This window comes from Kribbella sp. ALI-6-A (assembly GCF_001984195.1).
In the GTDB taxonomy this organism is placed as follows: Bacteria; Actinomycetota; Actinomycetes; order Propionibacteriales; family Kribbellaceae; genus Kribbella.
In genome coordinates this window covers 70399-83661 of sequence record NZ_MTQN01000004.1, presented here as the reverse complement: position 1 = coordinate 83661, position 13263 = coordinate 70399, and the positions used below count along the sequence as shown (strand labels likewise).

Genomic DNA, 13263 nt, shown 5'->3' with positions numbered 1-13263 from the left:
TGCGCCCGGCCGGTCCCCGGCCCGGGCGCAGGGTCACGCCCTCAGGACCGCAGGTGCAGCCGCCTCGCGGCTTCGGCGATCGAGCCGGTGATGGACGGGTAGACGGTGAACGCCTGCGCCACCTGGTCGACCGTCAGACGACCCGCGACGGCCAGCGAGATCGGGTGGATCAGCTCCGAAGCGCGCGGTGCGACGACCACGCCGCCGACGACGATGCCGGTGTTGGGCAGGCAGAAGAGCTTCACGAAACCGTCGCGCACGCCCTGCATCTTGGCCCGCGCGTTGGCGGCCAGCGGCACCTTCGCGACCATCGCCGTACTGCCGCCGGCGTCCAGCGTTGCCTGGGTCAGGCCGACGGTGGCGATCTCCGGCGCGGTGAAGACGTTCGACGACACCGTCGACTGGTCCAGCGGCGTGACCGCATCGCCGAGGGCGTGGGACATCGCGATCCGGCCCTGCATCGCCGCGACCGAGGCGAGCATCAGTACGCCGGTGCAGTCACCGGCCGCGTACACCCCGCGGGCCGTCGTGCGCGACACCCGGTCGACCGTCACGAAGCCGCCGTCGCCCAGCGACACGCCCGACTCGACAAGTCCCATGTTGTCGGTGTTCGGCAGCGATCCGACCGCCAGCAGCGCGTGCGAACCCTGTACCGTCCGCCCGTCGGTGAGCGTCACCACGACCCCGTCGCCCTGCCGCTTCACCGACTCCGCGCGGGACTGCCCGAGCACGGTCAGCCCGCGGCGCTGGAAAACGTCTTCCAGTACGGCGGCCGCGTCGGCGTCCTCGCCCGGCAGCACCCGGTCCCGCGACGAGACCAGCACCACTTCGCTGCCGAGCGCGTTGTACGCGCTGGCGAACTCCGCGCCGGTCACACCGGACCCGACCACGATCAGCTTCTCGGGCAGTTCCTGCAGCTCGTAGACCTGTTCCCAGGTCAGGATCCGCTCGCCATCGGGCTCCGAGCCCTTCAGCACCCGCGGCCTGGCCCCGGTGGCGATCAGGACGACGTCCGCCTCCAGGCGCTCGTCGCCGACCACCACGGTCTCCGGCCCGTCGAGCCGGCCGCGGCCGTGCACGAGCCGGATCTTCTCGTCGGTCAGCCGCCGCGCGATCCCGTCGGACTGGGCAGCCGCCAGCGCCTTGACCCGCTCGTTCACCACCGAGAACTCGACGCTGACCGAGTTGGCCGGGTCGTCGTCGCCGTCGTCCACCCGCAGGCCCAGCTCGCCGGCCTCCTCCACCTCGGTCATCACCTCCGCGGTGGCGATCAACGTCTTGCTGGGGACGCAGTCGGTGAGCACGGCCGACCCGCCGATCCCGTCGGAATCGACAACCGTCACCTCCGCTCCCAGCTGGGCGGCCGCACTCGCCGCTTCGTACCCGCCAGGACCGCCACCGATGATCACAACTCGCGCCACGAGGAGCCATTGTTCCGTATCCTGTGATCTCGTGACCCTGTACGCCGCGTTTGCGTCGAATCTGGACCCGAATCTGATGGCCGAGCGATGCCCGTACTCGCCGCTGCGCGGGACCGGGTGGATCGTCGGCTGGCGCCTGACCTTCGGTGGTGAGGAGCTCGGCTGGGAGGGTTCGATGGCCACGGTCGTCGAGGACCCGGCCAACCCGACCAACCAGGTTTTCGTCGCGCTGTACGACGTACACCCCAAGGACGTCGAGCGGCTGGACGAGTGGGAGTGGATCGACCAGGGCGTCTACCGCAAGATCCAGGTCCGGGTGCAGACCCTGGACGGCACCCAGCTCGCCTGGATGTACGTGCTGAACGCCTACGAGGGCGGTCTGCCGTCGGCCCGCTACCTCGGCATCCTCGCCGAGGCCGCGGAGGCCGCCGGCGCACCCGACGACTACGTGGCCGACATCCGCTCCCGCCCCTGCCAGTCCTCGGGCCACTGACTTCCTCCTCCCCTGCGGAGAGGAAACGGGATGCTGGAAACGGGGTGCCGCGGCCCCAGGACCAGGCGACTTCGTCGCGGGGCTTCGAGCACCACGGGGTGACCGGTCGACGGCCCAGCCGACGGGTGCGCCGACGCGCGCAAGGAGCAGCAGGCGCGTGCACCGCACGCCGGCAGTCACCGGCCGACGCGTGCGCCCGCAGGCGAGCACGAGCCGGCGGTTCTCCGGCCCGTGTCGTACCGGGCGGTATCGTGCGGGCGTGACCGTCGATGATGCCGCTCTGATCCGTACCGCTGCCGAGGCCTGGCTGGCCGAGGACCCCGACGAGGACACCCGGGCCGAGCTTCGGCGGTTGGTGGATGCCGGGCTGGCGTCGGAGGCCGAGCTGGCCGATCGGTTCCGGGGCAAGCTCGAGTTCGGGACGGCGGGGCTGCGCGGCGCGGTCGGCGCCGGGCCGAACCGGATGAACCGGGTCGTCGTGATTCGCGCCGCGGCCGGGCTCGCGGCGTACCTGAAGGACAACGGGCTCACCGACGGCCCGGTGCTGATCGGGTACGACGCACGGCACAAGTCCGACGTGTTCGCGCGGGACACCGCCGCGGTGATCCGCGGCGCGGGGCTCGACGCCGTGCTGCTGGACCGGCCGACGCCGACGCCGGTGGTCGCGTTCGGGATCCGGCACCTGAAGGCCGTCGCGGGCGTCGTGGTGACGGCGTCGCACAACCCGCCGCAGGACAACGGCTACAAGGTCTACCTCGGCGACGGCTCGCAGATCGTGCCCCCGGCCGATCACGAGATCGCCGCCGCCATGGACGCGGTCGGACCGCTGGACTCGGTGCCGCGCGGCGAGGACTGGCAGACCGCCGGCGACGACCTGCTCGGCGCCTACCTGGACCGGATCGCGACGCTGGTCCCGGCCGACGCGCCGCGCGACCTCAAGGTCGCGTACACCCCGCTGCACGGCGTCGGCCGCCTGCTCGTCGAGGACGCCGTACGCCGTGCCGGGTTCGCCGTACCGGCGGTGGTCGCGTCGCAGGCCGATCCCGACCCGGACTTCCCGACCGTCGCGTTCCCCAACCCGGAGGAGCCCGGCGCGATCGACGCGGCGCTGGAGCTGGCCCGGGCCGAGGGCTCCGACCTGGCGGTGGCCAACGATCCCGACGCGGACCGGTGCGCGGTCGCCGTACCGGATCCCGCGGCCGACGGCGGCTGGCGGATGCTGCGCGGGGACGAGCTCGGCGCGTTGCTCGGTGAGTTCCTGCTGTCGTCGCGGCCCGACGGCGTCGCGGCGTGCTCGATCGTGTCGTCGTCGTTGCTGGGCAAGATCGCGGCGGCGTACGGGGTGCGGTACGTCGACACGCTGACCGGGTTCAAGTGGATCGGGCGGGTGCCGGAGCTGGTCTTCGGCTACGAGGAAGCGCTCGGGTACTGCGTGGATCCGGCCGCGGTGAAGGACAAGGACGGCGTGTCGACGCTGATCCGCGTGCTCGAGCTCGGCGCGCGGGCGAAGGCGGACGGCCGGACGTTGCTCGACCTGCTGGACGACCTGGCGAAGAAGTACGGGCTGCACGCGACCGACCAGCTGTCCGCGCGGGTCGAGGACCTGAGCCTGATCGCGGCCGCGATGGACCGGTTGCGGGCGACCCCGCCGACGACGCTCGGCGGCCACACCGTCGACCGGATCGACGACCTGAGCCAGGGCAGCGAGCACCTGCCGCCGACCGACGGGCTGCGCTACACGCTGTCCGAGGGCGCCCGCGTCGTCGTCCGCCCGTCCGGCACCGAGCCGAAGCTCAAGTGCTACCTGGAGGTCGTCGTCCCGGTCGAGGGCGACGACGTCGCCGCCGCCCGGACCAAGGCCGCGGCGGAGCTGGCGGCGATCAAGCAGGACCTGGGCGTTGCCGCCGGCATCTGATTGATCGAGCAGGTCGCAGCGGCGCGGGCCGCTGCCATCTGCTCGGATCGACGTCAGGGCTTGAGCAGCTCCAGGTCGTCGAGCAGCTTCGGGTGGACCGGTCGCCAATTCAGCACCTCCCGCGTGTGGGCGCTGGAGGCCGGCTGGTCGGCGGCGAAGATCGCTCCGATCGGTCCGTAGCTCTCCGCCGGAACCTGCTGGACCGGGACACCGAGCCGGCGGCCGATCACTTCGGCGATGGCCTTGACCGGGTCGCCCTCGTCGTCGACCGCGTGCCAGGCCGTGCCGGCGGGCGCCTGCTCGAGCGCGAGGCGGAACAACACCGCCGCGTCGTTCGCGTGCACTGCCGGCCAGCGCTGGGAGCCGTCACCGATGTAGCCGGACACGCCGGACTGCCGCGCGATCTGGGTGAGCAGGCCGGCGAAGCCGCCGTGACCGTCGTTGTGCACGGTGCGGGGCAGGCGGACGGCCGACGTACGGACGCCGCGCTCGGCGAAGGCGAGAGTCGCGGTGACCGAACGGTTCCGCCCGGCGACCGGACCTTCGAACGGCAACGCGTCGACCTCCGTCGCCACCCGGCCGGGGACGACCGGAGTGCCCGAGCACACGACGTACGGCTTGCCGGTGCCGACGAGCGCCTCGCCGATCGCGGCCTGCGCGGCGCTCTCCTCCTCGATGGAGCGGGCGAGCGCCTCGGGACTGCTGAAATCGTTGCTGAAGGCAAGATGAATGACCCCGTCGGTGGCACCGGCCGCGGCGCGCAGTACGTCGAGGTCGGCGAGCGTGCCCCGGACCGCTTCGGCGCCGGCGGCCTCGAGCTTGGCGGCCGAGGCGCCGGAACGAGCCAGCCCGAGCGGGGTGTGACCGTGCTGAACGAGCTCGGCGACAACCGCCGAGCCGACGAGGCCGGTGGCCCCGGTGACGAAGACCTGCATGACAGCTCCAACAAGTGATGGGACTTTTGTCCCATCACTCTAACACCATGATGGGACAAGAGTCCCGTCACCTATGATGGTGCCATGGCGAGGTGGGAACCAGCAGCGCGCGAGCGGATGGTCGTGGCCGCTGTCGACCTGTTCACCGAGCAGGGCTACGACGCGACGACGGTCGCCGAGATCGCGGAGCGCGCGGGTGTCACCAAGAGCACGTTCTTCCGGCACTTCCCCGACAAGCGCGAGCTGCTGGTCGCCGGGCAGGCGGCGCTCAGCGAGCTGCTGACCGAGGGGATCGCGGCCGCGCCGGCCGGCGCCACCCCGCTCGAGGCCGTCGGCGCGGGCCTGCAGCGCGCGGCGACGATGATGACGTCGTTCAATCGGGAGCTCTACCCGAAGATCCAGGCGGCCGTCGCCGCCAACAGCGAGCTCCAGGCGCGGGACGCCCTCAAGAGTGTCGGCCTCGCGGCGGCGATGACCGACGCGCTGGTGGCCCGCGGCATTGCGGAGCCGACGGCCCATCTCGCCGCGGAGCTCGGCGTGCTCGCGTTCAAGCGCGCTTGGGCGGACTGGACCGCAGCGGGTGAGGGCGAACTCGGCACGTACGCCACCGCCGCCCTGGACGAGCTGCGCGCGGCCAGCGCGGCCCTGGGCTGACCGCCCGGCTCGAGGCGCTCACCCCTGGTTGCTCAGCAGCGGAGGCGCTGCGCAGAAACGTCTGAGCCCAGCCAGGCTTGCTCACCCGCCTCGGACAAACCGAAGGGCCCCTCGTCGAGGGGCCCTTCGGTTTCGTTCAGCTCAGTTGGTGAGTGGGAGCACCTGGCGGGAAACTCCCAGTCGACGCTCGCCACGGGGCAGCGGAGCGACCACCGACCCCGTCAGCGGACGGCGGCGGCTTCCTGCTCGGCCTGCTCGGTGCGCAGCGAGCTCTGCAGCGACGAGTGCAGGATGCGCAGCGTGCTGGTCGACTGCATCAGCGCGTCGCGCTCGTCGGGGTTGCGGTTGGCCAGGGCGGTGATGTCGTTGATGCTCGCCTCGATCCGGCCGATGCGGTCCGCGACGGTGCCCTCCTGGCTGCTGGCCCGGCGGATCGCCTCGGACGTGACCGTCCAGACGTCCTCCTTGTCGTTGGTCCGGCGGGACAGGTCGACCATCTGGCTGAGCGCGGCCAGGTCGCTGTCGATCTGGCTCCGCTCGATCGGCGCCGTGATGCCCGCGGTCGACTGACGAAGCCGGGTGACATGCCCGGACAGCTCCGACCAGCTGCACTTACCGCTCTTGATCTTGTCCAGCACCTTGGTGTACTCGGTGTTGAACTCGTCGTAGTTCACTGTCCTTGACTCCTGCCGTTCGACATTCGACCCAGACTCTAAGGCGTGCGGACCCGAAACACGGTAACCACACGATCGCAGATCGTGCACGTGTCGGCAAAACGCGAAGGCGCCCGGAGAGGCAACGCTCTCCGGGCGCCTTCGTTACGGTGCAGGCGTGGCCTTTACCGAACCGAATCCAGGCGAAGGTCAGGCGATCCGGGTGGCCGGGGCCGACCAGGTCTGGCAGCTGCCCGGGTGGGTGTTCTTGCCGTTGCCGGTGAAGCCGGCCAGCGACCAGTAGTTGTGGTTGGTCCACGAGCCGTGGTCACGCGGGTAGCCCGGCTGGTCGCCGGAGTGCGAGATGACCCACTTCCACTCGGCCAGCAGACCCCCGCTCATCGGGTAGTAGGCCTTGTTGGCGCCGAGGTAGGCCGAGCCGAGGCACGAGGCCTGCAGCTCACGGCGACGGCTCTCGGCCAGGCCCGCGTCGTAGGTCATGTGCCGCTGACGCCACCACGAGGCGGTCAGGATGCTGGTCATGTTCTGCACGTGGTGCCCGTACTCGTGGGCGATCGTGTTGGTCGCGTAGGCGACGGCGAACGTCGGGTCCTGCGCGTAGTAGGTGACCAGCTGACGCCACGGGATGTAGATCGTGCCGCCGTTGGCCGAGCAGTAGAACGAGACCCAGCCGGTGACGTTGCCACACACGGTCTTCACCGTGTTGTAGCCGTGCACGACCAGCTTCGGCTTGACGTCCCAGCGCGCGCCCATCCGCCACAGGTTCGGCTTCCAGGAGGCGTACATGCAGCGAACCAGCTCGGTCTCGAAGTACCGGACCCTGGCCTCGGTGTTCAGCGCGACGTTCGGCCGGCGGCACTTCGACGGCGCGATGTTGCCGGTGCCGTACAGCTTGTTGTTCTTCACCGCCCGCAGCGCACCGGCGGCGTTCCAGCCGGCGTCGCGGCCGGCGTTCGGGACCTGCGCCGGGGTGTCGATGTGCGCCGGGGCCGGACGCTCCGCGGCGGCGGCCGGGGACGTCTGCGCGGCCTGCGCGTTGGGCATCGCAAGCATCGCGCAGCTGGCCACGGCGACGGCGCCGGCCAGGACGCGCAGCTTCTTGCTGGAGAGATAGTTCATGCGCTCCACTCTCGAGTACTGGGGGACATACCGGAGCCATCCTGGATCACACAGAGGTTCACTCCGGCCTGAACACGGGTTCGGACGCAGCATCTTCGAGTGAAGTTCCCCTCGGTTCACCGAATTCCTGGCCCTGCGTCAACTCACCGCTGCCCTGCGTCAGCGGACGGGCCGGTCCAGCCGCTCGCCGAGGAACCGGAGCTGGCCCGGCAGCATCCGCCGCCAGTAGCCGGCGGTGTGCGCGCCGGCCTGGATGCCACCGTCACTGGCAACGTCTCGCCGCAGGTCCCGCACGGCGCCGGCGAACGGGTCGTCCCGCCCACAATCGATGCGCAGGGCAACGTTTCTCAGCTGGGCGCCGCGGACCCGGTACGCCGCGAAGTCGCCGCCCATTCCAGTACGCCGTACCGGTCGGTGCGCAGGCCGCGTTTCGCCAGCAGGGGAAAGAGTTCGGCGACGACCAGCTGCTGTGGATCGTCGCCGGTGGAGCGCCGGTGCCAGTAGCTGTCGCGGCCGCCGTCGACGGTCGCCAGCGCGAAGGCCGGCGTACCGGATCGCACCACCGAGGTGAGGAACCGGTCGGCAGGTCGTACGCCGGGCGGCGGAGGCGAAGCTGCCGCTGACCGCCGGCCCGATGGGCAGAGGGTCAGCGCAGGAACTGGGCGACCACGGCGACGACGGCCAGGACGGCGACGGCGATCAGTTCGGGCTTGGCCCAGGTGGTGGTGATCTCGCCCTCGGCGGTCTTGGCGTACCGCTCGCGGTGGTTGTCGATCCGGTCGACGACGAAGTCGGCGCGGCTGATCGAGTTGTCCGCGCCGAGCTTGCGGCCGCCGACACGCTGCTTGCGCAGGTCCTTCATCACCAGCTGGACGCCGGGGCAGCGGATCTTGCCGGTGCTGGTGTGCACGCGCAGGATGTCGGTGACGTCGACGTCCTCGATCCGGTGCCACGGGACGTGGTGGTCGCGGATGTGGTTACGGATCATCAGCCCGTCGGGCCGCAGCGTGACCGAGGGACGCACCAGACCGACGTACGCGACGATCATCAGAATGCCGATCAGGGCCGCGACCAGCAGACCGCCCAGCGTGCGCCACTCGACGACGATGTCGACCAGGCCGGCCAGGCCGATCACCATCACGACGACGCCGGTGATGCGGTTCGACGCCGACAGGTACTGCTCGTTCTCGGTCACCTTCGGTTTCACCCGGACAAGGTAGCCGCTCGCCGCGAGCCGGACGAGCGCGGCCTTCGCGGACGGAGGTCGTCCGGGTAGCGGTTTAGCGTGCTGTGCATGAGTGACGACACGTTCCTGGACGAGTGCCCGTGGGAACCGCCGAGGGCGGGGTCGGAGGTCGAGCACCTGCTCGGCGCCCTGGATCGGTTGCGGACGACGTTCCGCTGGAAGGCCGACGGACTGGGGCCGGACGGGCTGAGGCTGCGGATCGGAGCCTCGGCGCTGACCCTCGGCGGCTTGCTGAAGCACCTGGCGTTGCAGGAGGACTACACGTTCCGCGTGAAGTTCCAGGGCGCAGACCTCGGTACGCCGTGGCAGGAGCTCGGCTGGGACGGCAGCGGCACCTGGGAGTTCGAGACGGCGGCTCAGGAGTCCCCGGAGCAGCTGTACGCGTACTGGGACGACACGATCGCCCGTTCGCGCCGGTTGGTAGCCGATGCGCTGGCCGACGGCGGGCTCGGCCAGGACGCGCACGTCGCCTGGCCGGACGGCACCCACGCCAGCCTGCGCCGGCTGCTCTTCGACCTGGTCGAGGAGTACGGCCGTCACACCGGTCACGCCGACCTTCTGCGCGAAGCCGTCGACGGCCGCACCGGCGAGGATCCGCCCGGCGGCTGGCGCCCGGTCTCCGGCAGCTACGCCTTCTCCTGACACCACGAGGTGGCGGGGCCCACAAGGGCACTCGCGGGCGGGCGAACCAGGCTCCGGCGAGGATTAGACTGCCCAAGGTGACCACTACCGACAGCAGCCCCGGCGCAGGCGTGGACAGCCTCGCCGACGTGACCTCGTCCGAGGACCGGTTGCGCCGGTTCCTGCTCGGTCTGCCGGGCGTCGACCAGGTCGGCGCCGAGGCGCGGGCCGCGACGTTGAGCACACGGTCGATCAAGACCACCGCGAAGGCGTACGCGCTGGACCTGGCGATCCAGATGATCGACCTGACCACGCTGGAGGGGCAGGACACCCCGGGCAAGGTCCGGGCCCTGTGCGCGAAGGCGCGGCGCCCCGACCCGGCCGACCCGACGGCGCCGCAGGTCGCCGCGGTCTGTGTCTATCCCGACCTGGTGGCGACCGCGAAGTACGAACTGCGCGGCTCGGGCATCAACGTGGCCAGCGTCGCGACCGCCTTTCCCAGCGGCCGGTCGAGCCTGGCGATCAAGGTGCAGGACACCAAGGACGCGGTCGCGGCCGGCGCCGACGAGGTCGACATGGTGATCGACCGCGGCGCGTTCCTGTCCGGCCGCTACGGGCTGGTCTTCGACGAGATCGCCGCGATCCGCGACGCCGCCGGCGACGCGCACCTGAAGGTGATCCTGGAGACCGGCGAGCTGGTCACCTACGACAACGTCCGGCGCGCGTCCTGGCTGGCGATGCTGGCCGGCGCCGACTTCATCAAGACCTCCACCGGCAAGGTCTCCCCCGCGGCGACGCTGCCGGTCACGCTGGTGATGCTGGAGGCGGTCCGCGACTACCACGAGGCCACCGGGCTGCACATCGGCGTCAAGTCGGCCGGTGGGATCCGGACCGCGAAGGACGCGATCAAGTACCTGGTCACCGTCAACGAGACGGCCGGCCCTGACTGGCTGGACCCCGAGCTGTTCCGCTTCGGCGCGTCCAGCCTGCTGAACGACCTGCTGATGCAACGCACCAAGCTGGCCACCGGGCACTACCCCGGACCCGACTACTTCACGCTGGACTGAGGCATGAGCAGATTCGAGTACGCACCGGCGCCCGAGTCCCGGGCGATCGTCGACATCAAGTCGTCGTACGGGTTGTTCGTCAACGGCGCCTTCGTCGAGGCGACCGACGGCAAGCCGTTCAAGACCGTCAGCCCGGCGTCGGAGGAGGTGCTGGCCGAGGTCAGCGAGGCCGGTCCGGCCGACGTCGACAAGGCCGTGCGGGCCGCTCGCCGTGCCTACGAGAAGGTCTGGGGCCCGATGGCCGGTCGCGACCGGGCCAAGTACCTGTTCCGGATCGCCCGGCTGATCCAGGAGCGGTCGCGTGAGCTGGCCGTGCTGGAGTCGCTCGACAACGGCAAGCCGATCCGCGAGTCGCGCGACGTCGACCTGCCGCTGGTCGCCGCGCACTTCTTCTACTACGCCGGCTGGGCCGACAAGCTCGAGTACGCCGGTGCCGGGCCCGACCCGCGGCCGCTGGGCGTCGCCGCGCAGGTCATCCCGTGGAACTTCCCGCTGATGATGCTGGCGTGGAAGATCGCCCCGGCGCTCGCGGCCGGCAACACCGTGGTCCTGAAGCCCGCCGAGACGACGCCGCTGACCGCGCTCGCCTTCGCCGAGATCTGCCAGCAGGCCGACCTGCCGCCGGGCGTGGTGAACATCATCACCGGCGCGGGCCGGACCGGGCAGGCGCTGGTCGAGCACGAGGGCGTCGACAAGGTCGCGTTCACCGGCTCGACCGCGGTCGGCCGGTCGATCGCCCGATCGGTGGCCGGCACGGACAAGAAGGTCACCCTCGAGCTCGGCGGCAAGGCCGCGAACATCGTCTTCGAGGACGCGCCGATCGACCAGACCGTCGAGGGCATCGTCAACGGCATCTTCTTCAACCAGGGCCACGTCTGCTGCGCCGGTTCGCGGCTGCTGGTCCAGGAGAGCGTGTACGACGAGGTGCTGGCCCGGCTGAAGCGCCGGATGAGCACGCTGCGCGTCGGCGACCCGCTGGACAAGAACACCGACATCGGCGCGATCAACTCCGCCGAGCAGCTGGCCCGGATCCGCGAGCTGTCGCAGGTCGGCGAGGACGAGGGCGCCGAGCGCTGGTCGCCGGAGTGCGAACTGCCGGCGCAGGGCTTCTGGTTCCCGCCGACCGTCTTCACCGGCGTCTCCCAGGCGCACCGGATCGCCCGCGAGGAGATCTTCGGCCCGGTGCTGTCGGTGCTGACCTTCCGCACCCCCGCCGAAGCGGTGGAGAAGGCCAACAACACGCCGTTCGGGCTGTCGGCCGGGGTCTGGACCGACAAGGGGTCGCGGATCCTGTGGATGGCCAACCAGCTGCGCGCGGGCGTGGTCTGGGCGAACACGTTCAACCGCTTCGACCCGTCCTCGCCGTTCGGCGGGTACAAGGAGTCGGGCTACGGCCGCGAGGGCGGCCGCCACGGTCTGGAGGCCTACCTTGCCCACTAAGGACTCTGCGCGACTGGACATCCGCAAGACCTACAAGCTGTACGTCGGGGGCGCCTTCCCCCGCAGCGAGTCGGGCCGGTCGTACGTGGTGAACGATGCCAAGGGCAAGTTCCTCGCGAACGCGTCGTTGGCCTCCCGCAAGGATGCCCGCGACGCCGTCGTCGCGGCCCGCAAGGCGTTCGGCGGCTGGTCCGCGCGGACGGCGTACAACCGCGGCCAGGTGCTCTACCGGATCGCCGAGGTGATGGAAGGCCGGCACGACCAGTTCAGCGCCGAGGTCGCCGCGGCCGAGGGCCTGTCGGTCGCCAAGGCCCGGCCGCTCGTCGACGCCGCGATCGACCGCTGGGTCTGGTACGCCGGCTGGGCCGACAAGCTGGCCCAGGTGGTCGGCTCGAGCAACCCGGTGGCCGGCCCGTACTTCGACTTCTCGGTGCCCGAGGCAACAGGGGTGGTCGCGCTGCTCGCGCCGCAGGACTCCAGTCTGCTCGGCCTGACCAGCGTGCTCGCGCCGGCCATCGTGTCCGGCAACACGGCGGTCGTCGTCACGTCGTTCGAGCGCCCGATCCCGGCGATCACGCTGGGCGAGGTGATGGCGACCTCCGACGTACCGGGCGGGGTGGTCAACATCCTCACCGGCTCGGCGTCGGAGATCGGCCCGTGGCTCGCGTCCCACCTGGACGTCAACGCGATCGACCTGTGCGGCGTCGAGGACCCGGACGAGGCCCGCGACCTGGAAGCGGCCGCGGCCGAGAACCTCAAACGAGTCCGCCGCCCGGCCGCGGAGGACTGGCTGGAGTCCCCGGGGCTGTCACGGCTGACGCAGTACCTGGAACTGAAGACCGTCTGGCACCCGATCGGCGTCTGACTCTCAGTGGGGCCGGCGGGCGACGGCCAGCAGCGAACCGCCCGCCGGCAGCCTGAGCCCGGCCCGGATCAACACGCCCTCCACGCGCATCACCGCCAAGCAGGCGGCGTTCAGCGGGGCGGCCATGCCGAGCTCGCCCTCGACGTCGGCGGTCTCCTTCTTGGTCAGGCGCGCCGCCATCATCGCGGGCAGCAGCAGCGACACGAACGACGTGACCCGCAGCGGCTCGAAGCCGGCGGCGCGCAGTTCCTCGATCAGGTCGCGCCGGCTGTACCGCTTCACGTGGTGCGCCGCGACGTCGGCCGCGCTCCACAACCACTGGTGCTGCGGCACGGTGACCAGTACGCCGCCGCCCGGCCGGACCGACTGGAACATCCCCTTCAGCACCGCGGGCGCGTCCTCGACGTGCTCGATCACGTCGAACGCCCCGGCCACGTCGAACTCGGCGTCGTACGGGTTCTGCGTCGCGTCGAGCTGTCGCAGCTCGACGCCGGGCATCCGGATCCGGGCGTTCACCAGGCCCTCCTCGAACAGCTCGGTGCCGACCAGCTTCCAGTCCGGGTGCTGCTGCCGGACCCGGTCGAGCACGTAGCCGTTGCCGCAGCCGAGCTCGAGGAACGAGCTCGCGGCTGGGAAGTAGCGGTCCAGCGCCCAGTTGATCAGGTCACTGCGCGCGCGGTACCAGAAGCTGCTGGCCTCCAGTGCGAACAGTTTCTCGAAAGTTGCCGGGTCGTACCCGCCGCCGGTCCCTGCGCTGGTCATGCTGCAACCTATGCCGGAAAAGTGCGGTGCGCCTAGAGGGGCGCGGCGCTA

The 13263-nt window shown here is 70.9% G+C and carries 15 protein-coding genes; 7 read left to right on the top strand and 8 right to left on the bottom strand.

Annotation, left to right across the window (positions count from 1 at the left end):
* Nucleotides 1-41 precede the first annotated feature (41 nt).
* Nucleotides 42-1421 carry an NAD(P)H-quinone dehydrogenase gene (locus BWI15_RS00850; RefSeq protein WP_077012307.1) on the bottom strand — a complete coding sequence of 460 codons (1380 nt, stop codon included), beginning with the start codon at nucleotides 1419-1421 and terminating at the stop codon, nucleotides 42-44.
* A 31-nt stretch (nucleotides 1422-1452) separates the two neighbouring features.
* Here BWI15_RS00850 and BWI15_RS00845 point away from each other — a divergent pair, with 31 nt between their 5' ends.
* Both BWI15_RS00845 and BWI15_RS00840 read left to right on the top strand, forming a co-directional pair.
* Nucleotides 1453-1914: a gamma-glutamylcyclotransferase gene (locus BWI15_RS00845; RefSeq protein WP_077012306.1), complete on the top strand. Its 462-nt coding sequence runs from the start codon at nucleotides 1453-1455 to the stop codon at nucleotides 1912-1914.
* Between the two features lie 259 nt (nucleotides 1915-2173).
* A complete protein-coding gene (locus tag BWI15_RS00840; RefSeq protein WP_077012305.1) occupies nucleotides 2174-3829 on the top strand; it encodes a phospho-sugar mutase in 1656 nt (551 codons plus the stop codon).
* Nucleotides 3830-3882: 53 nt separating this feature from the next.
* Here BWI15_RS00840 and BWI15_RS00835 read toward each other — a convergent pair whose 3' ends face one another.
* Entirely contained in the window at nucleotides 3883-4764 is an 882-nt protein-coding gene (locus tag BWI15_RS00835) for an SDR family oxidoreductase (RefSeq protein WP_077012304.1), read from the bottom strand.
* Between the two features lie 84 nt (nucleotides 4765-4848).
* Here BWI15_RS00835 and BWI15_RS00830 point away from each other — a divergent pair, with 84 nt between their 5' ends.
* Complete coding sequence (locus BWI15_RS00830; RefSeq protein WP_077012303.1) at nucleotides 4849-5418, top strand: TetR/AcrR family transcriptional regulator; 570 nt, start codon at nucleotides 4849-4851, stop codon at nucleotides 5416-5418.
* A gap of 221 nt (nucleotides 5419-5639) precedes the next feature.
* Here BWI15_RS00830 and BWI15_RS00825 read toward each other — a convergent pair whose 3' ends face one another.
* From BWI15_RS00825 to BWI15_RS00805, 5 genes are all read right to left on the bottom strand, one after another.
* Nucleotides 5640-6092, bottom strand: coding sequence for a hypothetical protein (locus BWI15_RS00825; protein ID WP_077012302.1), 453 nt, complete (start codon nucleotides 6090-6092; stop codon nucleotides 5640-5642).
* A gap of 189 nt (nucleotides 6093-6281) precedes the next feature.
* Nucleotides 6282-7211, bottom strand: a complete 930-nt coding sequence (locus tag BWI15_RS00820; protein WP_077012301.1) for a neutral zinc metallopeptidase — start codon at nucleotides 7209-7211, stop codon at nucleotides 6282-6284.
* A gap of 159 nt (nucleotides 7212-7370) precedes the next feature.
* Nucleotides 7371-7604, bottom strand: a complete 234-nt coding sequence (locus BWI15_RS39700; RefSeq protein ID WP_077012300.1) for a hypothetical protein — start codon at nucleotides 7602-7604, stop codon at nucleotides 7371-7373.
* Nucleotides 7559-7774: a hypothetical protein gene (locus BWI15_RS39695; protein WP_193432123.1), complete on the bottom strand. Its 216-nt coding sequence runs from the start codon at nucleotides 7772-7774 to the stop codon at nucleotides 7559-7561. Before BWI15_RS39695 ends, BWI15_RS39700 begins: the two co-directional genes overlap by 46 nt.
* Before the next feature lie 83 nt (nucleotides 7775-7857).
* On the bottom strand, nucleotides 7858-8418 hold the full coding sequence (locus BWI15_RS00805) for a PH domain-containing protein (protein WP_077012298.1): 561 nt from the start codon (nucleotides 8416-8418) through the stop codon (nucleotides 7858-7860).
* Nucleotides 8419-8505: 87 nt separating this feature from the next.
* On the opposite strand from BWI15_RS00805, the gene BWI15_RS00800 reads away from it, so the two are divergent.
* The 4 genes from BWI15_RS00800 to BWI15_RS00785 all read left to right on the top strand — a co-directional run bounded on the left by BWI15_RS00800 (nucleotide 8506) and on the right by BWI15_RS00785 (nucleotide 12450).
* Complete coding sequence (locus tag BWI15_RS00800; protein WP_077012297.1) at nucleotides 8506-9099, top strand: mycothiol transferase; 594 nt, start codon at nucleotides 8506-8508, stop codon at nucleotides 9097-9099.
* A 77-nt stretch (nucleotides 9100-9176) separates the two neighbouring features.
* The gene (deoC, locus tag BWI15_RS00795; RefSeq protein ID WP_083750489.1) at nucleotides 9177-10145 is read left to right on the top strand and encodes a deoxyribose-phosphate aldolase; all 969 of its coding nucleotides are present in this window, start codon (nucleotides 9177-9179) and stop codon (nucleotides 10143-10145) included.
* 3 nt (nucleotides 10146-10148) lie between these two features.
* On the top strand, nucleotides 10149-11585 hold the full coding sequence (locus tag BWI15_RS00790; RefSeq protein WP_077012296.1) for an aldehyde dehydrogenase family protein: 1437 nt from the start codon (nucleotides 10149-10151) through the stop codon (nucleotides 11583-11585).
* Nucleotides 11575-12450, top strand: a complete 876-nt coding sequence (locus BWI15_RS00785) for an aldehyde dehydrogenase family protein (protein WP_077012295.1) — start codon at nucleotides 11575-11577, stop codon at nucleotides 12448-12450. Before BWI15_RS00790 ends, BWI15_RS00785 begins: the two co-directional genes overlap by 11 nt.
* Before the next feature lie 3 nt (nucleotides 12451-12453).
* Here BWI15_RS00785 and BWI15_RS00780 read toward each other — a convergent pair whose 3' ends face one another.
* Nucleotides 12454-13212: a class I SAM-dependent methyltransferase gene (locus BWI15_RS00780; RefSeq protein ID WP_077012294.1), complete on the bottom strand. Its 759-nt coding sequence runs from the start codon at nucleotides 13210-13212 to the stop codon at nucleotides 12454-12456.
* Nucleotides 13213-13263: the final 51 nt, after the last annotated feature.

Excerpts from the sequence above, each read along its gene's own strand:
- BWI15_RS00780 (WP_077012294.1), bottom strand. The coding sequence starts at position 13,212 with ATGACCAGCGCAGGGACCGGCGGCGGGTACGACCCGGCAACTTTCGAG.
- BWI15_RS39700 (WP_077012300.1), bottom strand. The coding sequence starts at position 7,604 with ATGGGCGGCGACTTCGCGGCGTACCGGGTCCGCGGCGCCCAGCTGAGA.
- BWI15_RS00820 (WP_077012301.1), bottom strand. The coding sequence starts at position 7,211 with ATGAACTATCTCTCCAGCAAGAAGCTGCGCGTCCTGGCCGGCGCCGTC.
- BWI15_RS00835 (WP_077012304.1), bottom strand. The coding sequence starts at position 4,764 with ATGCAGGTCTTCGTCACCGGGGCCACCGGCCTCGTCGGCTCGGCGGTT.
- BWI15_RS00800 (WP_077012297.1), top strand. The coding sequence starts at position 8,506 with ATGAGTGACGACACGTTCCTGGACGAGTGCCCGTGGGAACCGCCGAGG.
- BWI15_RS00830 (WP_077012303.1), top strand. The coding sequence starts at position 4,849 with ATGGCGAGGTGGGAACCAGCAGCGCGCGAGCGGATGGTCGTGGCCGCT.
- BWI15_RS00790 (WP_077012296.1), top strand. The coding sequence starts at position 10,149 with ATGAGCAGATTCGAGTACGCACCGGCGCCCGAGTCCCGGGCGATCGTC.